Below are 23,164 nucleotides of genomic sequence, written 5' to 3'. Positions count from 1 at the left end.
TGAGATTACTCATGATATAATCTAATTTGTCACGTGTTAAGCGTGAGAAATTAGATTGACTTGGAGAGGTACCGAAGCGGTCATAACGGGGCGGTCTTGAAAACCGTTAGGGGGCAACTCCACGTGGGTTCGAATCCCACCCTCTCCGCCATTATATTTTCAACATAACAATTAGAACATGGTCTATTCCTTAGGGAATAGACTTTTTTATTTGCTCTCTCCAAGCGGCGCAACTGAATAGAAAAGCCTGCATCTCGGTAAATTAAATGTGCAGTCTAGGCTCTTTAACCAACAAACATGAGGAGGGAATACAATGAGTAAGCCGAAGTCCATGGCTGTGCCTGGCGTACAGCCGAACACAGGCAGACGCCGCAAGGAAGAAGGAGCAGGTGGGCCAGAGCCCCTTTCCGGTTCGAAGAAAGTGAAGAATCGTAACCACGTTGATCATCACAACCGTCAGGGAGGATAATACCCTAATTTGCCCGATTTCGGGCAAATTAAGTCTTTTTTACGAGAAAAACGCAATTTATCAAGACATTGCTCTAAATTAATGTCATAATAAAGGTAGGGTTACGGTGAACCTGGTGGACAGTATTCTAAGAAATGGAGAGATGAGACAAAAGATAATCTGAAAGGAAAGTGATGCAATGAATGAACTAACAAATGATTTAATGCAAGACCATTCCCTTGGCATGTTGCCACGGCCAAATCGGCAGCACAGCAAGCGATCCCTCAGCAGTATCCTCCTTAGGTGTATGTTTATAATTATTGGTGCTGTGTGCTACGCCGTTGCACTTGAGCTGTTCCTGGTTCCTAACGATATTACAGACGGCGGGGTCACCGGGATCTCCGTGATCGTCTCGCATTTCACAAGTCTGCCTCTGGGTATGTTCTTATTCCTGCTTAACCTCCCCTTTCTTATCGTAGGATACAAACAAATCGGGAAGACCTTTGCCTTTTCCACTCTACTGGGTATTATCGTGATGTCCGTCACTACCCTGCTTCTTCATTCCGTACAGGCTTTTAGTCAGGAAACTACGCTAGCCTTTGTGTTTGGCGGGATTCTTCTTGGATTGGGCACAGGTATTGTTATCCGATCGGGAGGATCACTGGATGGAACTGAAATTATCGCCATTCTTATTTCTCGTAAAACCCCGTTCTCTGTAGGCGAGATCATTATGATTCTCAACGTATTCATTCTCGGCGGTGCAGGTTTTGTATTTGGCTGGGATGCGGCTTTATTCTCTATTCTTGCTTACTATATTGCTTTCAAGGTCATTGATATTACAATAGACGGGCTTAACGAATCGAAATCGGTCTGGATCATTAGCAACAATATTGATGAGATCGGTGATGCCATTATCAGCCGTTTAGGGCGCGGTGTAACTTATCTGTCTGGGGAAGGCGGATTCTCGGGGGATCCCAAGAAAGTTATTTTCTGCGTAATTACGCGTTTGGAAGAAGCTAAGCTTAAGGAGATTGTAAATCACTTTGATGAGCGTGCTTTTCTAGCAGTTGGAAACATCCATGACGTAAAAGGCGGCCGTTTCAAGAAAAAAGATATCCACTAATTCTAGAAAAGGGTTTCTCTGCCAGGCGAAATGGTTTATCATATTAAGAGTATTTGTCACAATTAGGGAAAAAGAGGGGAGAAGTTCATGCGTAAGATTATGGGATTGACCCTGACATTGCTGTTGTCAGTGGTTCTAGTTTTGTCAGGTTGTAGTAGTAAGAAGGATCCAAAAGAGGCTCTTCAGGGTGCAGCTACAAATGCACTAAAAATGGACTCCTATGTACTGAAAAATGAAATTAAAATTAAAGACCTTTCTGTAAATATGTCTCAAAGCAACGAGCAGGTGGGATCTGTCGTTAATATGCTGAAAGATGCTGAGATCAATATCAGCCAAATTTATCAAAAGGATCCTATGCAAACCGAAGCCACGCTTGAAATTAAGCTTAAAGGTGACGTTGCAACAACTATCACCATTCCTTTTGTACTGACCAAAGAGAAAATGTACGTGAAGATTCCAAAGGTGCCGTTCTTCCCAATTCCGGACAGCGTAGTGGGTAAATTCCTCGTGCTGGACTTCAAGGAACTGGCTGCTCAAAGCGGTAACGAAGTTAAGTTGGACACTATCGACCTCAACAAATCACAAAAATTCGCTTCAGAAGTGGCTAATGCCGTATTTGCGGAATATGACTCTGCGAAATACTTCAAAGATGTAGATTCCAAAGATGCAGGTCTTCCTGATGGATTTAGCGCGAAGCAAGTGGTTCAGTTCAATGTAACGAACGACAATGTTAAAGATGCAGTAACCATCTTCGTGAATAAAGCACTTCCTAAAATCTTGGATATCATGAGCAAAGATGAATATCGTGAGATGCTCCAAGTAACCAAAGAAGATATCGATCAAGCGAAGAAAGATATTCAGTCCGGCAGCCAAGCTGAGCTGAGCAAAGCGATTGACGATATGAAGAATCATTTGAAGATTAATCAATTCACTGTGAACACAGCGATTGATAAAAATGACTTCCCGGCATACCAGAACTTGAATGCCAATGTGGAAATCAACGATCCGGACACTAAGGATAATGTGAAAATTGCGATTGAAGCGAAAAGCACATTTACGAATATCAACGAGAAGCAGAAATTCGTAATTGGTATCCCGACAGATACAATTACAATGGAAGAGCTTCAGCAACAGTTCGGTGCTGCTGGTCTTCAATAAGAAGGTAAAGATTTAGACAAAGAACCCGTGCCTCGGCACGGGTTCTTTTATTGTTCCGATTTAGGGGGCTTGGCGCGCAGCTTCCGGAAGAATTGGGTAAGCAGGCTGGAGCATTCAGCCTGAAGGATATCGGTGGTCACTTCTGTTTGATGATTGAATCTTGATTCCTGAAGCAGATTCATTAAGGTACCGGCACAGCCGGCTTTAGGATCCGTAGTACCATACAGCACATGGGGAATGCGGGCTTGGACAATAGCGCCTGCACACATAGGGCAGGGCTCTAAGGTGACATATAATCTGCAGTCCAGGAGTCTCCAGGAACCCAGATAGCGACTGGCCTCGCGAATGGCAATAATCTCGGCGTGTGCGGTAGGATCATAAGCGGTCTCCCGAAGGTTATGTCCGCGACCAATAATCTCTTGGTCACGGACCACGATAGCCCCGATAGGAACCTCGCCAATGGCCTCAGCCTTTCGGGCTTCTGCAATGGCTTCGTTCATCCAATATTCATCGGTGTACATGAATCAGTTACTCCCTCTTCATCGTCAGGGTGTGACGGTTATTCTGCGAACAAGCATTCGTTGTGAACAGCTTGTGTGTAAATTTGTGCATAAGTACAGTGTTATCAACAGAGTTATGCACAAGTTGATATTTTTTGAGTATAACTCAGAACAATCTGTGGGTAACTATTATTGAACAGCAATTTAAACCGGAATCTTGTTCAGGTCGGAATGTCTTTGCAAAAAGTGTCGTTAAAGGTATTATGATAGGAGGGTTATTCCAAATATCGGCAAGATATTCAGGCCGAGGAGTGAGCAGCGACTTGTCCATAAAAACGAAATTATCCATTATCATCTCTTTTTTGGCTGTAGTTCTACTGTCTTTAAATATTATCCTCAGCTACTTTACCACGCAAGAAAATCTGCGTAAAGATAGTGAGAACAAAATCATGCTTACTGCCAAGCAAATTGCAATCGCTGTCGAACAAAGCGGATTCAGTTCCGAATATGTCGAGAGGCAGATGACCCAGAAGCTGAAATTAGCTTCTCTTCTTGCTGCGAAAGAGCTGAATCCAGATATAAATCAGGTGACGAATGAGCAGCTGGTCCAGTTGGCGAAGAAATTGGGCGTAACCGGCATTTCTTTGTTTGTAAAAACACCTGACGACATTGTGGTAACCAAATCATCCGAGCCCCAAGAGATCGGGTTATCCACGAACAAATGGGGTTATTGGTATGCTGCATTTAATCAGCTGTTCAATTTACAAGAAGTTACGATCAAACAAGGTCAGAAATCCGAGCATTTCTGGTCGGGTCCATTTGAATATTCCACCTCGACGCCTGACAGCATTGTTAAGTGGGGTTATTACTATGACGGAACGAGTAATTACATTATAGATCCCTATATTCGGAATTCGGAAATGGATAACTTCTTTGAAGTTCTGGATCCGGAGCGGATTATCGACAAGACCCAGGATGCTAATAAGAGCATACTTGATATTACGGGTATAAATTTAACCCGATTTGATGAGGCTGTTACGCAGGGACTTCCTTTAGATAGGGGCCCCTCGGTTGAAATGAAGGACCGTCCGTTTGTATTCGGCGATTACAAGTATCCGAGTCCTGAAGATGATTTAAAGGTTCTGAGGGAGGCTCTCCATAATGGGCAGAGTGCCCAATACGATGTCAAAATTGATGGGAAACGAGTTATCAAAAGCTTCATTCCGGTTAAGGATAACACGAATTATACGTATGTAATCCGGATTATCTCCAGCTATGATCCTATTTATTCAGTAATCTCCAAGCAGATGATCAGCCAGATTTCGATATCTCTGGTCCTTTTGGAGATTGTGATTTTTGCAAGCTATATTCTGGCAGGGCTGCTAATTAGACCGATCCAGGACATCCTTCTCAAGGTGAATGGGATGGCCGATGGGAACTTCGAAACCCAGCTTGAGGTATCGCGAAAGGATGAGCTTGGTCTGCTGGCAGCCAGAATTAATGCCATGGGTGGCAATTTGGCGCAGTATACCCAGGATCTAAGGGAAATGAATGATGAGAATCGCTCAGTCAAAGAGCACCTCGAGTCCATTATCCGTCAAACGGCGGATGCCATTCATCTGACTGATCCAGAAGGTAAGATTATCCGTGTGAATAAGGCATTTGAGCAGCTGTATGGCTGGACAAGTGAAGAGATTGGGGGGGGCTGCCTATTCAATATTCCTGAGTCGCTTCGTGAAGAGGAGTCACTTTGGAAGAAGAAGCTAAGCGAGGGCATACCGGTCTATTCGGCGGAGACGGTCCGGCTGACCAAAGATGGAACGGAAGTCCGCGTCAGCATTAGTGAATCTCCAATCTTTGACGAAAATGGGCGTATTACAGCTTACGTGATCATTTCCAGGGATATGACGGAACGTAATAAGATGGAGGAGCTTCTACGCCGCTCCGAGAAGCTGACTACGGTAGGACAGCTCGCAGCGGGCGTAGCCCATGAAATACGAAATCCGTTGACAACACTAAGAGGCTTCCTTCAGCTGCAGATGCAGACGAAGAAGCTGAATTCCCAGCATACCGATCTGATGCTGTCGGAGCTCGATCGAATTAATCTAATTGTTAGTGAGTTCCTGATTCTGGCGAAGCCTCAGGCTGTTCATTTTCAGGTGAAAGATATACGTTATATCCTAGGAGATGTCATTTCTCTTCTTGATAGTCAAGCGCATCTTCATAGTATAGAATTCTCCATGAATTTCTCGGAAGAGGCTTTGCTTGTCCACTGTGAAGAGAACCAGCTGAAGCAGGTATTCATTAACCTGCTCAAAAATGCGATGGAGGCCATGCCAGACGGTGGAACCATTCATATGCAGACGTGGCGGCGGGAACCGGGCAGCGTGATGATTCGGATTATCGATGAGGGAGAGGGTATCTCCAAAGAGACTTTAGCCAAGCTCGGGGAGCCCTTCTTCACGAATAAGGAGACCGGTACGGGACTTGGTCTCATGATTAGCCAGCGGATTATAGAAAGCCACAAGGGCACAATGGATATTGAGAGCGAGCTGGGCCGCGGAACAACAGTGACTGTAGCCCTGCCGATGGCCAACAATCAGGAATAGCATCCAGGTAGGATACCGTCAGAAGAGATACAGAAAAGGTGTGAGACTTGTGCGGATTAATAAATTTATAAGTGAATCAGGATACTGTTCCCGGCGCGAGGCTGACAAGCTCGTGGAAGCCGGGAAGGTTACAATTAATGGTACAGTGGCTCTTTTGGGGAGTCAGGCCGAGGAGGGCGATGACGTTCGTGTGAACGGACAGCCTTTGACGGATAAGGAGAAACACGTATATTTAGCCCTTTATAAGCCTGTCGGGATTACAAGCACCACCGAACGTCATGTTCAAGGCAACATCGTGGACTTTGTAGGGCACGAGAAACGCATCTTTCCGATAGGCCGTCTCGACAAAGACTCTGAAGGACTTATTCTTATGACGAATGACGGAGATATTGTTAATCGTATTCTGCGGGCTGAGGGGAAGCACGAAAAGGAATATATCGTAACGGTGGATAAGAACATTAGCCCTAGTTTTGTGAGAGCCATGTCGGAAGGGGTAAGAATTCTGGGGGAGATGACGCTTCCTTGTACAGTTACCCGCATGTCAGACCGGGTGTTTCGTATTATCTTGACCGAAGGGAAGAATCGGCAGATTCGGCGGATGTGTAGTGCTTTGGGATATGAGGTAAGGCGGCTGCAGAGAATTCGCATTATGAATATCCATCTGGGTAACCAAAAGATTGGTACATGGCGGGATTTAACACCTCAGGAGAAGCAGGATCTGGGCCGGCAACTGAATTACACTCTTACTTAGAGGGAATGAACTTAAGAAAAATTGCCCGTCACCCTCACTTTGTTAAGGTACCGGGCCGCCCAAGCCGCACAAAGGCCCCTTAAAGCTCTAAGTGAGCTATAGGGGCCTTTATGTTAAGGAGTTGTAGCAATACCCTGCTGACTACTGGTATTGCTCTGGTATTTACGAAGAATAGAGACTTCTACGCGGCGGTTCTTCGACCGTCCCTCATCTGTACTATTCGAGGCAACTGGGTGATACTCGCCATACCCTGTGCTGACGAATTTCCTGGGATCGAGCTTGCTGTTTAGAAGCAGAATTTTCATAAAGTTAAGTGCTCGGCCCGCGCTGAGGTCCCAGTTCGAGTCGAACTGCTGGTTAGAAATGGGGACATTATCCGTATGGCCAGACACGATCACTTCGTAGTCCGGGAAGCCCTCGAGCAAGACAGAGATGGCCTTAGCCAGCTTCCTGGATTCAGGCTTGACCGTGTCATCCCCGGAGGCGAACAAAGCCTTGTCGCTGATGGTGATCGTTAACTGGGACTGGTTCAGCTTCGTATCGAGCTGGGAGGACAATCCGTTAACTTTGATATAATTATCCATCTGCTTCTTCAGCTTCTCTAGGTCTTCTTGCTCCTGGCGCATCAGCTCACTACGCTTCTTAGCCATGGACATACTCTGGCCGCTTTGCTGCTGTAACTGAGATGAACTATCCTGTGGGGTGTTCGTATCCGTTCCTTCAACCGAACTCTTATCCATTACGCCTACGCCGCCATTCAAGGCAACGCTGAAAGCTTTGCTCATCTCCTCAAACTTCTTGGCGTCTGTGGAGCTCATTCCGTAGAGTACAATGAACAGGGCGAGCAGCAGGGTTAGAAGGTCAGCATAAGGAATCAGCCAGGATTCATCGGCATGTTCCTCATGAGGTTCATGTCTAGTCTTTTTGCTCACCGGCATTCTCCTCCTTATCCTGGAGCTGAGCACGTTCAGCCGGGGTTAGGAATACAGCCAGCTTCTGCTGAATGGCAATGGTAGAGACACCGGATTGAATAGAGAGTAGTCCCTCAACCATCATTAGGCGAATCTCAATTTCCCGCTTGGAAAGACGTTTGAGCTTGTTCGCAATAGGATGCCAAAGTACATAACCGGAGAAAATCCCGAGCAGGGTAGCTACGAAGGCTGCCGCAATCGCGTGACCGAGCTTCTCCATATCTTTCATATCGGCCAAGGCCGCGATCAGACCGATAACCGCACCGAGTACCCCGAGGGTCGGAGCGTACATTCCTGCCTGGGAGAAGATTAGTGCTCCGGCGCGGTGACGTTCTTCGGTAGCTGCAATATCTTCTGCAAGCACATCACTTACGAAATCCTGATCGTTCCCGTCAATAATCATCCGCATTCCTCCGCGGAGGAAGTCATCGTCGATTTCTTCTACTTTGCTTTCCAAAGCAAGCAGACCTTCACGCCGAGTTATGGATGCCCATTCCATAAATAAAGTAATCAGTTCTTTCTTGGTAATCATCTTCTGCTTGACGAACAGCATCTTGATCAGCTTGGGGAACTTCTTAAGTTCCGAAGCAGGGAACCCGATGAAGAGTGAGGCCGCCGTTCCAACGAAAATGATGATATAAGCCGCCGGGTTATTTACCAGGTTGATGATAGGTGCGCCTTTGAGAATCATGCCGATAACAACGGCTACAAGTCCCAATACAAGTCCTATAAGTGTTGATATTTCCATTAATACACCTCGTCCATGAGATAGAATTGAATCCTTTCAGTCTTTTCCGGCATCCTACCGTTAAGACAGTTTCTAGGCAGAAACTACAGGGAACTTGCTGCTTTTGTTCTGGAAGAAACGGTTTACCTTTTTTATCGACAGATTTACCTTTTTTTTTAAGATGAATTTTCAGTTATAATGAAAAGAGTGATCCATAAGTAGAGACCAAGGAAGGCGGAGAGCATAGATGGGCGTAAAACACGCTAGAGATTACGGAGATATTCTGGCTGAATTGACAGCTGCAGTTGGCTTGATTGAGGATAGTTATGTTTTCTTTGAAATGGAGGCAGACGATTGGGAGAGACTTGCTGAGGAGGACAGACGCGAGGTCCACGAGGCATTGGCTGAAGACCTGTTCTATGGACTGGGTACAGAGCCGATCATCACGGTAGGTAGTGGTGTAATTATGCTGGATTCCAACCTGCACCGGATCAATATTCTGCTAGGAGACACAGAACTGGCTGCCGTTCTTTTGGTATAGACATGCTTTGAGATCCGGATATGGATTTAAGCCTTATGTCATGTTAATATAGCGTGAGAAGCGTTATCGTCTAGGTCCTTAAGTCCATAAGAAGATATGAGGGACAACCGGTTCCAAAGTCACGCAAGGACAGTTCGGACGTTGTAAAGAATAGGGAGGAAACAGGATGCCATTTACACCTCAAGAAGTGGAAGCGCACTTAATTAATCTGGAAGGATGGGAGATGGAGGAAGAAAGATGGATTGTGCGTAAATATGTATTCTCAAACTTCATGAAGGGTATTGCCTTTGTAGACGAAGTTGCAGCCATCTCGGAAGCATTCAATCACCATCCTTTTATCACGATTGACCATAAGACCGTGACGCTACGATTAACCTCTTGGGAAGCCGGTGGAATTACGGCAGTAGATATAAAGGAAGCCCAGCAGTATAATGAGGCTTTTGAGAAGGCCCGATCGGAGTAGATCCCGGATTAGTAAGATGTGTGATTGTGTATGGAGCTTACGCTGTCATACAGGGCGGCCGTAAGGCATCCGTCCGACAACCATTTAAGTCAGAATGTGGACCTCATGCCGTGTGGCGCAGAAGCAGGCAGAGGTTCTTACATACTTGCAGGACCAAGTTCCCTCAGACCAAGTATAGGCAACTAGAGGGCAGTTCGTATTATCAAATTAAAACACGCCCTCTGGAATACGCTTACAGCGTAACAGAGGGCGTGTTTTAATTTATTTATTTTTTTGCGGCAAGCCACTCGGCTACATTGGCAATCTCTTCAGGCTTCAACTTGTCTTTGAATGACGGCATGGCGTCTTTACCTTTGGTAATCGTAGTAAAGATCTGCTCATTGGTCAACTGCGCACCGACCTTCTGCAGACTAGGTCCAACCTTACCCTCGAGCTGATCACCGTGACAGCTGATACAGTTCGCCTTAACGGTAGCTTCTGCCTTGGCTGCATCCAACGTGACCTTCGGCATGGTAGGCTTATTCTCCTGTGCTACTTGTTCTTTACCTGGTAGGTTGAACATGAGCACGATGGCCAAAGCGCATGCGATAAAGAACAAACCGCTCATGATCCACTTTTGCATTCCAATCGTCCCTCCTATGTAAGATACCTTCTCTCATTATAACGGAACATCATGTTTGATCATAGCATTTGTGACAAAAAAACAAACAAGTTATTCATTCATATTTAATTTCATTGGTAGAGTGAGATTCGTCATTGTGGTAGACCATGCAGTAAAACGATCTCATTCCCTCGGGAGTTCTTCGTTCGTACTGGTCCGTAATTCTAAATCCCGCCTTCTCATATGTACGTATAGCACGCTCGTTCCATGTCAGAACTTCAAGATCCACTTCATGGTAAGGATACCGGCGCAGGGCCTCGTGGACGACGGCCTGTACAAACGACTTACCCAGTCCCTGTCCGCACCAATCAGGCCGCATCCCGATTCCTAGACGGGATACATTTAACATCGGAAAGATCTGTGCGAACCCGGCCAACTCCCCGGTCTCTGTAAGGACGGACAGGTATTGATCCCTGCGGAGCTGTGGATCTCCGAATTCAAGCTCAAGGGCTTTCATCTGTTCCCAGGGGCCAAAGCTGTAGATGTCATAGGGTGGGGAGTAGGCCCAAGAACAGATTTCTTGGGCGTGAGATTCCTGCATAGGAATAGCCCTGAATTGGGGGAAATAATTTATCACAAGAGTACCTCATTTCGTTCTGAATAAAGTCTAGAAAAAAAGTTTTAAATTTCTGTTTTGGTACGTTTAACCCATGGGACAATGGGTATATATAGAATAAGCAAATATATGGAATAAAATTATTTATTCATTCGAAATGTTTGAAACCTTTTGCAATGAACACACGTTTTAGAAGTAGGTACTAAGGAAGCAAAAAGACCGCAGGCGATTCCGGCAAGAATCGTGCGGTCCATACGGATGTAAATTTCATTTGAGGGAATGGAATTTACAGGTTCACAGCGTATTTTGTGTATTTGGCTTGGCTAAGAACACGTTTAGCTCCAACGTAGCGTTTGCTGTAGTAGCTGCTGCTGAGACGGTCAATATGGATGCCTTTTGAGGAAGAGGCGTGTGCAAATTGGCCGTTTCCAATGAATACTCCGACATGAGACACACCGCTACCGAAAGTGTTAAAGAAGACCAGATCTCCTGCCTTCAATTGACTCTTCGCCATAACTGGTGAACCTTGATGAAATTGAGCTTTGGACTGGCGGGCAAGTGTAACACCCATTTTCTTGAATACAAAGGACGTAAATCCGGAACAATCGAAACCACTAGAAGTTACGCCACCCCATTTATAAGGAGTACCATATACACTCTTCACCGTATGAGTCAGTGTGGAATCTGCGAATGCGCTACCTGTTCCAAGTGTGAACAATAATGCCAAGCTCGTTGCCGCTGCTGCTAGTTTCTTTCTCAAGTTGTTAAACTCCTTCCAAGGCCTGCGAGGTTAGCTTGAGGATTCGGTTGAAGGTTCCCTATGACCCCTCTAATGCAAGATCAATTCACCCATAACTGGTTCCCCCGTTTCCCAGGTGCGTGGGAATTCGGCTGTTTTGTTGGTTTAGTGCACCTGTGCTGAAAGCTCTCAAGATGACGAGGTTTCAGGACCCAGCGTTCACAGGAAATGCATGTATGACTTTCGTATGATCATCATGTACAGCTTTCGTGACGCTCCGACATATGACAGTAATAATTACAAAGTTGTTACTAATTACTTGACTATTGTACCAAAGCCCCCAAGCTTTGGCAAGTTCGTTTTCACTATTTTTGTCAAAAAAACATATGTTTACGATTTATTTGTCGAATAATTGGTTAATATATGGTAATCAATTCACTGGGATATAAATAAAAAACCCGCAAGATTCCGGCAAGAATCTTTACGGGCGGGCCAAGGCAACTGCTTATTGTACGTCGTCGTTGTCCTTGGACGAATCGGCAACAGATTGATACACTTCGTTGCTCATAATGCGCTTAGCTCCAACGTAGCGGTTGGTGTAGTAGCTATCACTCAGCTTGCTGATGGTAACGCCCTTTGAGGAAGAGGCGTGTGCGAATTTTCCATTACCGACAAATACACCTACATGTGATACACCATTACCAAAAGTGTTAAAGAAGACCAGATCCCCGGCTTTCAGTTCATCTTTCGATACGGCCTTGCCCATCTTGAATTGGGAGCCCGATTGGTGAGGAAGGTTTATTCCCAGTTTGTCAAATACATACATCGTAAAGCCTGAGCAATCGAAGCCATTCGTGGTAGTTCCACCTGACTTATACTCTGTGCCAATCACTTTGTCCACGACTTTGTCCAGCTTGGAGTCTGCGAAAACGCTTCCAGTCCCAAGAGTAAACAAGATGGACATGGATACTGCTGCTGCTACAAGTTTCTTCTTCAAAAGCGGTTAAACTCCTTCCAATGCCTGCGAGGTTAGCTTAAGGATTCGGTTTGAAGGTTTCCCTATGATCCCTCCGTTGCGAGATCAATTCACCCAAAATTGGTTCCCCCGTTTCCCGGTGCCGGGAATTCGGCTTAATATCTGTGCACCTAACAAAATTTCTTCCGTCTTAACATGAATACGACATAAAAGTCGAATATCCTGCTGTGACAAAAAAATAATTACAATGTTGTTACTGTCTGTTCATAGTTCACATTGTAGCAAGGTAGGTATCTTTTGGCAATGGTTACTTGCGAGATTGCTTGAAAATTTGAAAGAAAAAGGGCCTCCGCATAGAAACGGAAGCCTTGGGGGACGCTGGATCTTGGGGATGTGCGAATAGTTTTAATTCTTATCGTTCCAGAGATGATATTGCGAGGCAATATGCCAAATATTGAGAAGTGCACGAATGAAAGGATAGGATTGCTGGAGGATAAGGGCCAGGAATCCGGTCCAGATCAAGGAGGCTGTACTGAAGGTTCCGAATAGCAGCAGGGCTGCTCCGCCCACGATTAGAGAGATGGAGGCTACAGTGAGCAGTCTCCGCAAACAGCTGAGGATAGAAGAGAGCATGCCTTCCCCGAAGATATAGCCGAACTTAGCATATAGAAGAATCTGATGAATGAGATAGCCATAAATCAGCCAGCCCAGAATATATATAGCCGTATAGAGGACTGGATAGCCGCCAGTCTGTATACCTTGCACCAGGAGGTCCAGCAGCTTGGGGCCAAGCCAGTAAGCGGGACCCAGTACAAAAATGAGCTCTATGAGGTAAAAGAGGGTGACCGGCTTCCACAGCCTGCCGATCCCCTGGAAGAACACAAGACCCGCTCCATCCTGGGTTAATGGACGAAGCCCGTACAGAATACCTGCCTGAATGAGCGGAGTAAGCACCATTCGGAGGATGAACATCCCGGCAAGAAGCCAGAAGTACCAATGGACCTCTGAGCTGTATTTCAGGTCCAGCTGGCCTTCAACAAGGAACAGAACGCGGCTCAGCTCGCTTGGTGCTGGGTCCGGGTAGCGCTGCAGAAGCGGAATAATGGCAGAGTTGATCAGCCTATAGAGGAAGACCCCCCATAGCAGCTGATATAGAAATAAGATAATAACGACCGGGAACTGATCTTTGGTACTTTGCCATCCATTACGAATGTATCTCATTGTATTGTCACCTCACCATGCGAGCAACCCAAGTAGAGACTCCACTACTTTGGTTATGCCCAGATTCCACCGCGTTCCGGTCTTTTCTTCCACTTCTGCCTTCAAATAATTGTCGATATGCTTGTTCTCGAGCACAAGGCTATAGCCGGGATCTATCATGGCCCAGGCCAGCGGCTGTTTGTACCGCAGCTTGTAGACGATTTGATTCTCATCGCCTTTCCATATCTTGCGTACGAGATGTCCATCTTTAAAGTTAAATAGGACGGGAACCTCCGGATAGGTTCCTCCAAGTCTGCTAATCTTCACGACAGACTCATATAATGGACCGGTGCTAGTCGTTACCGGACTCACTGTAATGGAATCGACCGCGTAGTTCGCCATTTGACCGCTGTATACATACTGATTGAAATAATCCTTCCATGACCGCCCGGTAACCTGTTCAACGATTCGCTGAAAGTCAGAGGTGGTGGGATGCTTGAAACGGTACTTCGCACTGTAGCGAGCCAGGATTTTGTTCATGGCGCTTGTTCCGACCTGGCGTTCAATGCCGAGCAGTACGAGCTTTCCGCGGGTGTATACATTTTGGGCGTAAATGTCAGAAGATCCGTATTTCCATGCTTCCAGCGGCAGTGCAGCTGGTTGATTCACGAAACTTGCCTGTATAGGCAGATTAGGCTGAATGCCATAGGCGCTTTCCATGAGTTTGTCCTCTGCATAAGAGGTGAACCCCTCATCAAGCCAAGCCTCCTCAAATTCGTTACTTGCAATCATGCCGTAAAAGTATTGGTGGCCGATTTCATGCACGACGGTTCTCTCCAGCTCGTACCCAGGTGATAGCGAGGTTGCTCCGAAGGCGGTTACGAGTGTCGGATACTCCATTCCTCCTGCTCCATTGCCGCTTGCCGGCGGTACAACGATGGAGAGAGTCGAATAGGGATAACGGCCATACCACTTGCTGTAGGAAGATAGAGCGGCCTTTGCCGCATAGAAATAACGATCCTTCAGATCCTTATGAAGCGGATCGAGATACAGCTTGATTCGTACACCGGGGATCTCGGCCGAGGAGAAGGGCTCCTCTGCATAGACGAAGTCGGGGGAAGCAGCCCAGGCGAAGTCATGCACATCGTCGGCGTAGAACTGATAGGTCTTGCGATTCTGTTTGACGACTGCGGTCTTGGTGGGAAAGCCAGTTGCTGCGACGATGTAGGAGCTTGGCACATTGATCCGTACGCTGAAGATGCCGAAGTCGGAATAGAACTCCGAGCTTCCGTGATATTGATGAAGATTCCAGCCCTCGGAGGCTCTGCCTCGTGTTCCGGCTGGCTCATACACACTTAATTTGGGGAACCACTGTCCCGCCATTACGAAGTTATCTGCAGTTCCCATACGGGCAAACACTTTAGGGAGCTGAACTTCAAAGTTAATGAGCAGGGTAGTGCTCTCTCCGCCTTGAACCGGGCGGGGGAGGCGGACCTTGACCAAAGTATGGTCGTTCGTATTGCCGTCATCAGGCTGAACATACTGAAGGCGATGAATTAAGGAGATGCCGTCAGTGGTGCGGATTCCGTTCAGCTTCATGGAGCCCCATCCGTCCTTCGGCATAGCGTCTCCCCGGAGTTTGCCGCCAGACTCCTTCATGAAGGTGGTATCCTTGGAAGCAAAGGCGTTCGGATACAGGTGAAAGTAGAGTTCGCTTACCGGCTGTCTGCCCGGGTGCTTCCAGGTCACACTTTCGGTGCCGGTTAAGGTGCGGGTCTGCTCATTCAGATTCACATCGATGTGATATTCGGCAACACGGTCACTAAGCTGCTCCGTACCGGGGCTGGCGATAATGTCAGGTGCCTTGGGCTGATCTTGCGGGAGCTTGCCCATTTCTGGGGCAAATGAAGGCTGGGCAGGGGCGGGTGTTAGGCTGAACCATACAGCGCCGCCAATAACAATAAAGCTGAGAATAGAGATGAGTATAATTCTGATCCGTTGTGGGGTCATTCTTGGATACCTCCCGTTGACAAGCATCTAAGGCATGTATATGTTTGCATCTGGAGGATTATTAGTTAAAATTAAAATATATAGAGCCTATTGCAGTAGACGGAAGTATGTATCTTGAGCAAGGCTGCGGCTCACTAACGGAGGGGACTATGGACAATCTGAATAAGACCGGCAAGAAACAAATTGCCTTGAATATTATCAGCGGGAATGAGAAGAGCAATAAGCACAAAGGTTTTGGGGCAGGTTCAATTGATCTGAACAGCGTGTCGCCCATCATTATTGATGGCGATGAAGCGAAGATTGACATCGGTGCTATGCACGCGAAGAGTAAAGTGGAGCGTGGAATCAAATTCTCAGCGAATAAAGAGGACGTGCCGGAGGGACGTCAGGTGTGGGTGGTATGGGTTGCGGTGGACCGTACACCAGAAGGGCAGCTGTATGGCGGAGCGACGGCCTGTGAGATGCTGATCGATACCGAGGCGAAGCGCGGATGGAAGATTCTCGCTGACCATGTTAACAAGCTTGATTATGCGATCAAGCGCCGTATTATGCTGGATGAGCTGGGCCCTGTAGAAAAGCAGGCTTTGCGTACGCTGCTGATCACCCATAATGAAGATTGGTGGAATCGCTCCTCCAGCGAGCTGAAGAGCGCGCTTGAGGGATAATCACAGGAAATTACAGAAGGGCCTTCCCAAAGGGGAGGGCCCTTTTTGTTCGTGGCGAGCTCATGGGAAGCATGATGGCCTTGGGTTTTGGTAAGGCTGCAGGGCCGGGAGTAGGATTGGAGATAAAGATAGGAGCCAGGGGTAGAGCTGGGAATTGAGATGGAGTCGGATGTTGGCGCGTGAGGTTTAAGTATTAAAGTGAGAGGTGGTGAAGTGTGGCGCTTTGAGCTTGGACCTTGGTGATCAGCCACCTAGCGTGTCATTCCTGTTCCGCTTCGGGCTTCTCGCCTTGAAATAGAAGCAGCCTGGATGCCTTCGGCATCATGGCGACGACAAGCTGGTAAGATTCCTGCAGCATGACGGTGATGACCTCGTCAGGGACCTGGCCGTTCAGCAGAACGGTATTCCAGTGGCGTTTGTTCATATGATAGCCAGGGAGAACCGCGCCCGGATAGCTCTCGCGCTGAACCCAGGCTTCCTCGGGGGAGGTCTTGAGATTGACGGATTCTACGTCAAGATGGCTTCCTAGGAGAGCGAACATTTTGCTGCCGACATAGAGCACCGGAAGCCCAGGGTCAAAAGGGTAACGAAGGCTGGTTCCCGGGTAACCGAGGCCAAGCTCGATGAGTTCCTGATGATTCATATAAGGGATCATGCTCCTTTCGGAAAGTTGCTGTTCTCATGGGGATAATGGGTTATGGATTAATAGGTATGTAAATGTCATTCCTTCTTAGTGTATATTGGCCCTCTTCACAATTCAATGGAAGGCGAGCCCTACAATCAGCCCTGGGAAGGAAAGTATAGAGGTAAAAGAGCAAAGAAGCAAAAAGCATGGAAGAGGAGCAGTAGAACCGCAGCAGAACAGCGGTAGAGCAGAGCTGCATAGTGTAATCCGCAAGCAGCTGCTTTTTAGACAAAGGTGGCAGTCCAGACCTTCTTATGAAGGCCTGAGCTGCCACTTTTGTTTTCCGTATGAAGAAATACAGTATGCGGGGATGTGAGCTTAAGCTTCTTTATCTTTGCCAAGCAGGACGGTTAGTCCGAGCAGAGTGACCAGAATAGTCGCGCCCATATCGGACATGACGGCGATCCAGAGCGTAAGCAGGCCTGGAATCGTCAGGAGCAGGGCAATCAGCTTCAGACCCAGGCTGATGCCGATGTTCCAGCGGATAATTCGGTTCGAGAGACGAGCGATCTTGATCGCTGTCGGCAGCTTGCCGAGATGATCCTGCATCAGGACAATGTCGGCGGTCTCTACGGCACTGTCTGTGCCTTTGCCCATCGCAATGCCCAGCTGGGCCGTGGCAAGTGCCGGAGCGTCATTGATGCCATCGCCAACCATGGCGATATTTCCTTTGGCAGCCAGCTCCTTAATCTTGTCGACCTTCTGCTCGGGGAGAAGACCTGCGTACCAATCCGTGACGCCCGTCGCCTGGGCTACAGTCCTTGCTGTACCAGCGTGGTCCCCGGTCAGCATGACCGTATGTTCAATTCCGGCCTGGTGCAGCTTCGTAATTACGTCCCGGCTCTCTGGACGAATCTGATCGGCGAGCCCGACAATACCCAGAACATGCTTCGCTTCGGCGACCAGGACAATGGTAAGGCCCGCTTCCTTCATTTGATTAAGGTCAGCTTGTACCCGCTCGCTATCCAAAGGAGAAAGAGAGACATGCTGGAGCAGCTGCTCGTTCCCGGCCCAATAGCGAGTCCCCTCAATATCTCCCTGAATTCCTTGGCCAGGCAGGGTAATAAGGTCACTCACCGGGGCGAAATGGGCGACTCCCGACTCTTCGGCCTTGCGGACCACCGCTTCAGCGAGCGGGTGAAGAGAGGACTGTTCCATGGCTCCGGCAGTGGCGTAGAAGTGCTCAGAGTCGTAGACCACTTCTTGAATTACGGCAGGGCGGCCTTCGGTGAGCGTTCCGGTTTTGTCGAAGGCGATCATGTTGATTCGACCAAGCTGCTCCAGATGGATGCCTCCTTTGATCAACACGCCGCTGCGGGCACTGCGGGTCATCCCGCTAACAAGTGCAATCGGTGAAGAAAGCACCAGTGCACACGGACAGCCAACGATCAGGATGGCCAGCCCCTCATATACCCATTTCATCCAGGGCGCTCCAAAGAGCAGTGGCGGAATCAGAACAACAAGTGCTGCAATAATCATAATGGCGGGGGTGTAGTATCTCGCAAATTTATCAATAAAAAGTTCAGTAGGCGTCTTGGTATCCTGCGCTTCTTGTACCAAATGCATGATCTTCGATAGGGAGGAATCCTGGTAAGCCTTCTCGATTCTCACCTTCAGAAGCCCTTCGGTATTCACGCTGCCGCCGAACACCGTGTCCCCAGCACTCTTCGAGACAGGAATCGACTCCCCTGTAATGGCCGCTTCATTCACCGCGCTGTTCCCTTCGGTAATTGTTCCGTCTGAGGGAATTTTCTCTCCGGCACGGACAACAACGATATCATTCACCTGAAGCTCCTCGATTGCAATAGTCTCCGTCCGGTCTCCGGCGCGGAGAACAACAGCCTGCTTAGGGGCTGCGCTGAGCAGCGCCTCCATCGATTTGCGGGCCCGGCTCATGCCGTAGCCTTCAAGCAGTTCGTTAAGGCCGAACAGGATGGCTACCAGAGTGGCTTCTTTCCATTCGCCAATCACAACGGCACCTGCCAAAGCCACGGTCATCAGCGTGTCCATGTTGAACTTCAATCTGAGCAGATTTTTAAGACCGCGCCAAAAGGTAGAGTAGCCGCTTAACACAATGGCCGCTACGTAGAAGATAATCAGTGCGGCTGGCGGTAGAACATTACCTAGTGCAAAGGTGGCGATATAGAGAATCGCGGCTGTGCTGAGCAGCCATTTGATCAGCCGGCCTTCGCCTTCGTGGCTGCCGTGATCATGGCTGTGCCCATGGGAGTGGCTGTCCGAGTGATTATCGCCGTGGCCGTGATTATGTCCGTCACCCTGACCGTGCGCATGATCATGAGAGTGCCCGTCTAAATGACTGTGATCATCGTGATGGTGGTCACGTCCACCGTGATCGTAGTCATGGGAATGGCCGTCGACGAGAGCTGCACCGTCACTCTTGAGAATTTTGCTGACACGGGAGAGGTCGACGTTAGGATTCACAATCAGTCTGCCGCTGTTATAGTGAAGCGCAGCATCCTGCCCATGTTCCAGCTTGCGGATCTCGTCCTGCAGCTCCCGGGCGCAATTGGCGCAGGAGAGTCCTTGCACTTTGAATTCAGCTTTGGGATTTGCGGATGAGTTAGGCATGATCGATCTTCTCCCTCTGGTGCTCCAGCGTCATAGCGATTAACGTCTGGATATGATGGTCTTTCAGCGAATAATAGACGTTCTTGCCTTCCTTGCGCGACTTCGTGATATGGGAGGACTTCAGCTGGCGCAGATGATGAGATGCGGTGGCTACGGAACAATCCAGCAGCGCCGCAATGTCACATACACACAACTCCTTGCCTTGATCGAGCAGAAAAGCGATTTTTACGCGGTTAGGGTCAGATAATGCTTTGAATATTTGGGCCATGCCCACAATCTCATCTTCCTGCAGCAGGCTCCGCAGCTTGGAGGTGATCTCATCATGTTCACAGGTCATTTCACAGACTTCAAGCCCAGTTTGAGATTCAGTTGCCATGGTACTTCGCTTCCTTTCGGCATATCATTCAAAGGTTCGTTTGATTGTTTTGAGGTTAGTATACCCCATTTCTGCAACATATTCAAACATAGGTTTGAATGTTAGGGGTAAAGTCCTAGATATTAGTTAACCTTTATTAAACAGATATAACAAGACAGGCAAAAAGCCCGGGGAAGGGTTCAGGGAATTTGAACCTTCTCCGGGCTTGATACTGCGGCTAACGCAGCTGCAGCCCCTGAAAAGTCCCGCAAATTGGGGCATTCTTGGCTTTGACCGATACATACGGATGGTCCTTAATGTTAAAACGCCATGGCTTGGCCGCGTATTCCTCGGCATAATCGATGTTAATGCGCGGGGACTCTACGATGTCAAAGTCCTGACTCTCATCGCCAGCTTCCAGCCAGATCGGGCCACCGGGGATGCGCAGATCCAGCCCGTTCAGGGAGCGGTCGATGCGCAGGGCACGGCACAGCTTGCCGGGGCCATTGCTTAGATCGGCAGGCTTGCGGGACTTGATGTCCCGGTATTTGGACATGATCAATCTGTCCAAATCCGTCAGCGGCTCGGTTGCCCGGATGAGCACGGCTTGCGGATCGCCTTCCTGGCCCGTAACCACGTTCAGGCAGCTGTACATGCCGTAGATCAAATACACATACGCGCTGCCTCCCTCCCCGAACATGATGGAGGTTCTATCGGTACGGCGGCCTCCAAAGGCATGGCTTCCCTTGTCTTCAACTCCTCCGTAGGCTTCGGTCTCAATGATCCGCGAGCGGATCTCCCCGTCCTCCGTGCGGCGGACTAGCGTATGCCCCAGCAGGCGGGGGGCCGCTTCGAGCGCGGTCATCTGGTAGATTGAGGCGGGGAGCAGGCGGGGGGCTGCGGAAGCGGCGTCCGCAACTGCCCGAGCCCCCGAAGCATCCGCGGCTGCCGGAGCGCCCGAAGCTGTCGCTGAAGCATCCGCAGCTGCCGGAGTGCCCGAGGCTGTCGCAGCATTCGCACCCGCCGAAGCGCCCGCAGCACCAGGCAGGCTGCGCCTTTCATTAAGCTGCCTCGCCGGTGATTCCAACGCAGGCGTCTCCGTCATCCCACCTTCTATTTTAGATTTGGGTATCTGCTCTTTGCTCATGATACTGCCTCCTTACTGGAACCGGTCCAAGTGGGTTATCTTCATGTTATATAACCAAGCTCAAGGAGGCAAATCCGAGCACAAAATAACCCCGTTATTTATTCATCCACCAGCGCTTCAGATCTCCCCACCAGGAGCTGTCCTTAGACTGGCCGTCCTTAGCCTCTGTAGGAGCAGGAGTGCCTTTGCCGCCATGAGCACTGCAGTACTCCGACGGCTCGGTGCCTTTGATGAACACCTCAAGCCTCTGATTCTGCGAGCACCCGGTTGTGGCCAGCTTGCCGGTCTGTGGATCAACATAGACACTTACCACCCCATCTGGAATAGGAAAAATCTTCGGCGGCACCTTCTCCAGCGCCTTCTCCGTGAACTGGGCGAAGATTGGCGCGGCTTTGCGCGACTCTGCGGTCTCCAGGATCTTGCCCTTGTCGTAGCCGACCCAGACGGCGGTGGACAGCTCCGGCGTGAACCCGACCAGCCAGGCATCGGTATGGGTCGTGCCGGTCTTGCCGGCAACGGGGCGCTTCATTACCGCGGATACGCGGTTGCCTGTACCGCCGGTGTCGAACACGCTCTCCATCAAATGGGTCATCACATAAGCGGCGGCGGGCTCGACAATCTGCTCTTGCGGCACAGGTGTGTTCTCGTAGAGGACATCGCCGCTGCTGTCGGTGATTTTTACGATGGCTGTGGGCTTGACGCTCCTGCCCTGGTTGCTGATCACGGCGAAGGCCGAAGCCATCTCAAAAGGACTTACCGGCGAAGTCCCGAGCGCAAGCGAAGGCACGGGCTCCATCGGGCTGTCGATGCCCATGCGGCGCGCCATGTCGATGACGTGGTTCGCCCCAACGGTCAGGATCGTATTGACCGCATAAATATTGTCGGAGGCGGCGATCGCCTGGCGCATGTCGATCTCGCCGAGGTATTTTTCCCCGAAATTACGCGGGCTGTACGTTTTGCGGTTCCCGTCGTAGTGGAACATGGTCGGCTCGCTGTTGAACATGCTGGCTTCGGTCATTTTGCGGGAAGATAGAGCAGTCAGGTACATAATCGGCTTGAACGACGAGCCGGGCTGCCGCGTCTTGGCCAGGACATGATTGTACTGGTTCTGCGTATAATTGGTTCCACCAACAAAAGCCTTGATATACCCGTTACGCGGGTCAATCGACACCAGCGCGGCCTGCAGGTCGGGGGTTCCGTGCGTGCCCTCGGTGACTGCGGTCTCGGCGGCTTTTTGCGCCTCCATATCCAGGGTAGAGTAGATCGTCAGGCCTCCGTGCTCCAGCAGACTCTCATCAATGCCAAGCTGGTTCACCACAATATTCCGGACATAATCGCGGAAAAAGGGAGCATCGTCCCCCGTAGTGCGCTGTGAAGGTGATTTGAAATTAAGCAGCTGTGCATAGGCATCATCGGCCTGCTGCTGGGTTATCGCGCCAGTCTCAACCATCGTCTTCAGCACAATGCGCTGGCGGTCTTTGGCGTTCTTCATGGAATTATACGGCGAATAGTAGGTCGGCCCCTTCGGAATTCCGGCGAGCATGGCGCTCTCCCCAAGCGTTAAGGCCTTGGCCGGCTTGCCAAAATACATCTCCGACGCGGCCTCCACCCCATACGCCCCATGCCCGTAATACACTTCATTTAAATACATCTGCAGGATTTCATCCTTGCTGTATTTCATCTCAAGCTGGGCCGTGTACATGGCTTCCTTCGCCTTGCGGGTCCAGGTGCGCTCGTGGGACAGATACAGGTTGCGGGCAAGCTGCTGGGTCAAAGTGCTGGCTCCCTGAACGGTGCCCAGGTGCTCAATATTGACAAGCACGGCGCGGCCCATGCCTTTAATATCAAATCCGATATGGTTATAAAAATTGCGGTCTTCCACAGCCAAAGTGGCGTGAATGAGATCCGGCGCAATCTGATCCAGCTTCACACTGATCCGGTTCTTGGCCCCGGAGGAAAAAGTCGCAATGGTCTCACCGTTCACATCCACCAGCCGGGAATTCCGGTCCGAGTCTGCTGTCGGCAGCGGCGTATTGGCCAGGTAGATCAAGGTTCCCCCGATCGCACAAATGCCGAGGACGGCGGTGATCAGAGCAATTCTAAAGAACAGCCGTAAGCCCCGGCGGGGGCTGCGGCCGCTTCGTGATAGTCGCTGCATCGTAGGTAGCTGCCTCCTTCTCCTTCTGACTTGCCTGGGCTAGGCCTATTTTCCAGTATGGGAAAGTTTGGGGTAGTTATTCACTTGGAGAAGTAAAGGGACGGAGGAGGAAGAGAAACTTTTTTGGCGTAA

Annotated in this window: 22 protein-coding genes, 1 tRNA gene and 2 riboswitches; of the genes, 9 read left to right on the top strand and 14 right to left on the bottom strand. The window is 49.2% G+C overall.

The features are described from left to right. Positions 1-62 precede the first annotated feature (62 nt). The 4 genes from EJP77_RS18845 to EJP77_RS18830 all read left to right on the top strand — a co-directional run bounded on the left by EJP77_RS18845 (position 63) and on the right by EJP77_RS18830 (position 2,729). Positions 63-151: transfer RNA gene (locus tag EJP77_RS18845), tRNA-Ser, on the top strand. A 162-nt stretch (positions 152-313) separates the two neighbouring features. Beyond that, positions 314-469: a small acid-soluble spore protein P gene (locus EJP77_RS18840; RefSeq protein WP_127200810.1), complete on the top strand. Its 156-nt coding sequence runs from the start codon at positions 314-316 to the stop codon at positions 467-469. A 223-nt stretch (positions 470-692) separates the two neighbouring features. Beyond that, positions 693-1,571: a YitT family protein gene (locus EJP77_RS18835; RefSeq protein WP_127200819.1), complete on the top strand. Its 879-nt coding sequence runs from the start codon at positions 693-695 to the stop codon at positions 1,569-1,571. A gap of 87 nt (positions 1,572-1,658) precedes the next feature. Beyond that, a complete protein-coding gene (locus EJP77_RS18830) occupies positions 1,659-2,729 on the top strand; it encodes a hypothetical protein (RefSeq protein WP_127200809.1) in 1,071 nt (356 codons plus the stop codon). A 47-nt stretch (positions 2,730-2,776) separates the two neighbouring features. On the opposite strand, the gene tadA is transcribed toward EJP77_RS18830, so the two are convergent. Further along, positions 2,777-3,250 carry a tRNA adenosine(34) deaminase TadA gene (gene tadA / locus EJP77_RS18825; protein WP_127200808.1) on the bottom strand — a complete coding sequence of 158 codons (474 nt, stop codon included), beginning with the start codon at positions 3,248-3,250 and terminating at the stop codon, positions 2,777-2,779. 302 nt (positions 3,251-3,552) lie between these two features. Between tadA and EJP77_RS18820 the strand changes: the two genes are divergently transcribed. Continuing rightward, positions 3,553-5,838, top strand: a complete 2,286-nt coding sequence (locus tag EJP77_RS18820) for an ATP-binding protein (protein WP_127200807.1) — start codon at positions 3,553-3,555, stop codon at positions 5,836-5,838. 49 nt (positions 5,839-5,887) lie between these two features. Beyond that, the gene (locus EJP77_RS18815; protein WP_127200806.1) at positions 5,888-6,589 is read left to right on the top strand and encodes a pseudouridine synthase; all 702 of its coding nucleotides are present in this window, start codon (positions 5,888-5,890) and stop codon (positions 6,587-6,589) included. A gap of 113 nt (positions 6,590-6,702) precedes the next feature. Here EJP77_RS18815 and motB read toward each other — a convergent pair whose 3' ends face one another. Both motB and motA read right to left on the bottom strand, forming a co-directional pair. Further along, positions 6,703-7,527, bottom strand: a complete 825-nt coding sequence (motB, locus tag EJP77_RS18810; RefSeq protein ID WP_425464264.1) for a flagellar motor protein MotB — start codon at positions 7,525-7,527, stop codon at positions 6,703-6,705. After that, positions 7,505-8,308, bottom strand: coding sequence for a flagellar motor stator protein MotA (gene motA, locus EJP77_RS18805; RefSeq protein WP_127200804.1), 804 nt, complete (start codon positions 8,306-8,308; stop codon positions 7,505-7,507). The genes motB and motA overlap by 23 nt, the downstream gene beginning before the upstream one ends. Before the next feature lie 226 nt (positions 8,309-8,534). Between motA and EJP77_RS18800 the strand changes: the two genes are divergently transcribed. Next, the gene (locus tag EJP77_RS18800; RefSeq protein WP_127200803.1) at positions 8,535-8,828 is read left to right on the top strand and encodes a hypothetical protein; all 294 of its coding nucleotides are present in this window, start codon (positions 8,535-8,537) and stop codon (positions 8,826-8,828) included. A gap of 166 nt (positions 8,829-8,994) precedes the next feature. After that, positions 8,995-9,291: a 4a-hydroxytetrahydrobiopterin dehydratase gene (locus EJP77_RS18795; RefSeq protein ID WP_127200802.1), complete on the top strand. Its 297-nt coding sequence runs from the start codon at positions 8,995-8,997 to the stop codon at positions 9,289-9,291. Between the two features lie 265 nt (positions 9,292-9,556). Here the strand turns inward: EJP77_RS18795 and EJP77_RS18790 are convergent, their stop codons facing one another. From EJP77_RS18790 to EJP77_RS18765, 6 genes are all read right to left on the bottom strand, one after another. Further along, positions 9,557-9,913: a c-type cytochrome gene (locus EJP77_RS18790; protein ID WP_127200801.1), complete on the bottom strand. Its 357-nt coding sequence runs from the start codon at positions 9,911-9,913 to the stop codon at positions 9,557-9,559. Positions 9,914-10,007: 94 nt separating this feature from the next. Next, positions 10,008-10,493 (bottom strand): GNAT family N-acetyltransferase, encoded by a 486-nt coding sequence (locus EJP77_RS18785; RefSeq protein WP_127200818.1) that lies wholly within the window; start codon positions 10,491-10,493, stop codon positions 10,008-10,010. A 301-nt stretch (positions 10,494-10,794) separates the two neighbouring features. Continuing rightward, positions 10,795-11,268, bottom strand: coding sequence for a C40 family peptidase (locus EJP77_RS18780; protein WP_127200800.1), 474 nt, complete (start codon positions 11,266-11,268; stop codon positions 10,795-10,797). 4 nt (positions 11,269-11,272) lie between these two features. Then, a riboswitch (cyclic di-AMP (ydaO/yuaA leader) is annotated at positions 11,273-11,411 on the bottom strand. A 341-nt stretch (positions 11,412-11,752) separates the two neighbouring features. Beyond that, positions 11,753-12,244: a C40 family peptidase gene (locus tag EJP77_RS18775; protein WP_127200799.1), complete on the bottom strand. Its 492-nt coding sequence runs from the start codon at positions 12,242-12,244 to the stop codon at positions 11,753-11,755. A gap of 6 nt (positions 12,245-12,250) precedes the next feature. Continuing rightward, positions 12,251-12,389, bottom strand: a riboswitch (cyclic di-AMP (ydaO/yuaA leader). A gap of 239 nt (positions 12,390-12,628) precedes the next feature. Beyond that, a complete protein-coding gene (locus EJP77_RS18770) occupies positions 12,629-13,444 on the bottom strand; it encodes a hypothetical protein (protein WP_127200798.1) in 816 nt (271 codons plus the stop codon). 12 nt (positions 13,445-13,456) lie between these two features. Then, positions 13,457-15,433: a M1 family metallopeptidase gene (locus EJP77_RS18765; protein WP_127200797.1), complete on the bottom strand. Its 1,977-nt coding sequence runs from the start codon at positions 15,431-15,433 to the stop codon at positions 13,457-13,459. A 149-nt stretch (positions 15,434-15,582) separates the two neighbouring features. Between EJP77_RS18765 and EJP77_RS18760 the strand changes: the two genes are divergently transcribed. After that, positions 15,583-16,098 carry a YwhD family protein gene (locus EJP77_RS18760; RefSeq protein WP_127200796.1) on the top strand — a complete coding sequence of 172 codons (516 nt, stop codon included), beginning with the start codon at positions 15,583-15,585 and terminating at the stop codon, positions 16,096-16,098. Positions 16,099-16,357: 259 nt separating this feature from the next. On the opposite strand, the gene EJP77_RS18755 is transcribed toward EJP77_RS18760, so the two are convergent. The 5 genes from EJP77_RS18755 to EJP77_RS18735 form a co-directional block, all read right to left on the bottom strand. Continuing rightward, complete coding sequence (locus EJP77_RS18755; RefSeq protein WP_127200795.1) at positions 16,358-16,741, bottom strand: MmcQ/YjbR family DNA-binding protein; 384 nt, start codon at positions 16,739-16,741, stop codon at positions 16,358-16,360. Positions 16,742-17,101: 360 nt separating this feature from the next. Further along, on the bottom strand, positions 17,102-19,372 hold the full coding sequence (locus EJP77_RS18750) for a heavy metal translocating P-type ATPase (protein WP_127200794.1): 2,271 nt from the start codon (positions 19,370-19,372) through the stop codon (positions 17,102-17,104). Then, complete coding sequence (locus EJP77_RS18745) at positions 19,365-19,748, bottom strand: ArsR/SmtB family transcription factor (protein ID WP_127200793.1); 384 nt, start codon at positions 19,746-19,748, stop codon at positions 19,365-19,367. Before EJP77_RS18745 ends, EJP77_RS18750 begins: the two co-directional genes overlap by 8 nt. 217 nt (positions 19,749-19,965) lie before the next feature. Continuing rightward, entirely contained in the window at positions 19,966-20,874 is a 909-nt protein-coding gene (locus EJP77_RS18740) for a DNA-3-methyladenine glycosylase (RefSeq protein ID WP_425464263.1), read from the bottom strand. A gap of 94 nt (positions 20,875-20,968) precedes the next feature. After that, a complete protein-coding gene (locus EJP77_RS18735) occupies positions 20,969-23,032 on the bottom strand; it encodes a transglycosylase domain-containing protein (RefSeq protein ID WP_127200792.1) in 2,064 nt (687 codons plus the stop codon). Positions 23,033-23,164 lie beyond the last annotated feature (132 nt).

The organism is Paenibacillus zeisoli, from assembly GCF_003994465.1.
GTDB lineage: Bacteria > Bacillota > Bacilli > Paenibacillales > Paenibacillaceae > Fontibacillus > Fontibacillus zeisoli.
This window is presented reverse-complemented; position numbering and strand designations above follow the sequence as displayed.

Bases quoted from the DNA above. Each gene is read 5' to 3' on its own strand.
- EJP77_RS18840 (WP_127200810.1), top strand. From the start codon at position 314: ATGAGTAAGCCGAAGTCCATGGCTGTGCCTGGCGTACAGCCGAACACA.
- EJP77_RS18835 (WP_127200819.1), top strand. From the start codon at position 693: ATGTTGCCACGGCCAAATCGGCAGCACAGCAAGCGATCCCTCAGCAGT.
- EJP77_RS18830 (WP_127200809.1), top strand. From the start codon at position 1,659: ATGCGTAAGATTATGGGATTGACCCTGACATTGCTGTTGTCAGTGGTT.
- tadA (WP_127200808.1), bottom strand. From the start codon at position 3,250: ATGTACACCGATGAATATTGGATGAACGAAGCCATTGCAGAAGCCCGA.
- motB (WP_425464264.1), bottom strand. From the start codon at position 7,527: ATGCCGGTGAGCAAAAAGACTAGACATGAACCTCATGAGGAACATGCC.
- motA (WP_127200804.1), bottom strand. From the start codon at position 8,308: ATGGAAATATCAACACTTATAGGACTTGTATTGGGACTTGTAGCCGTT.
- EJP77_RS18800 (WP_127200803.1), top strand. From the start codon at position 8,535: ATGGGCGTAAAACACGCTAGAGATTACGGAGATATTCTGGCTGAATTG.
- EJP77_RS18795 (WP_127200802.1), top strand. From the start codon at position 8,995: ATGCCATTTACACCTCAAGAAGTGGAAGCGCACTTAATTAATCTGGAA.
- EJP77_RS18790 (WP_127200801.1), bottom strand. From the start codon at position 9,913: ATGCAAAAGTGGATCATGAGCGGTTTGTTCTTTATCGCATGCGCTTTG.
- EJP77_RS18785 (WP_127200818.1), bottom strand. From the start codon at position 10,493: ATGCAGGAATCTCACGCCCAAGAAATCTGTTCTTGGGCCTACTCCCCA.
- EJP77_RS18770 (WP_127200798.1), bottom strand. From the start codon at position 13,444: ATGAGATACATTCGTAATGGATGGCAAAGTACCAAAGATCAGTTCCCG.
- EJP77_RS18765 (WP_127200797.1), bottom strand. From the start codon at position 15,433: ATGACCCCACAACGGATCAGAATTATACTCATCTCTATTCTCAGCTTT.
- EJP77_RS18760 (WP_127200796.1), top strand. From the start codon at position 15,583: ATGGACAATCTGAATAAGACCGGCAAGAAACAAATTGCCTTGAATATT.
- EJP77_RS18755 (WP_127200795.1), bottom strand. From the start codon at position 16,741: ATGAATCATCAGGAACTCATCGAGCTTGGCCTCGGTTACCCGGGAACC.
- EJP77_RS18750 (WP_127200794.1), bottom strand. From the start codon at position 19,372: ATGCCTAACTCATCCGCAAATCCCAAAGCTGAATTCAAAGTGCAAGGA.
- EJP77_RS18745 (WP_127200793.1), bottom strand. From the start codon at position 19,748: ATGGCAACTGAATCTCAAACTGGGCTTGAAGTCTGTGAAATGACCTGT.
- EJP77_RS18740 (WP_425464263.1), bottom strand. From the start codon at position 20,874: ATGAGCAAAGAGCAGATACCCAAATCTAAAATAGAAGGTGGGATGACG.
- EJP77_RS18735 (WP_127200792.1), bottom strand. From the start codon at position 23,032: ATGCAGCGACTATCACGAAGCGGCCGCAGCCCCCGCCGGGGCTTACGG.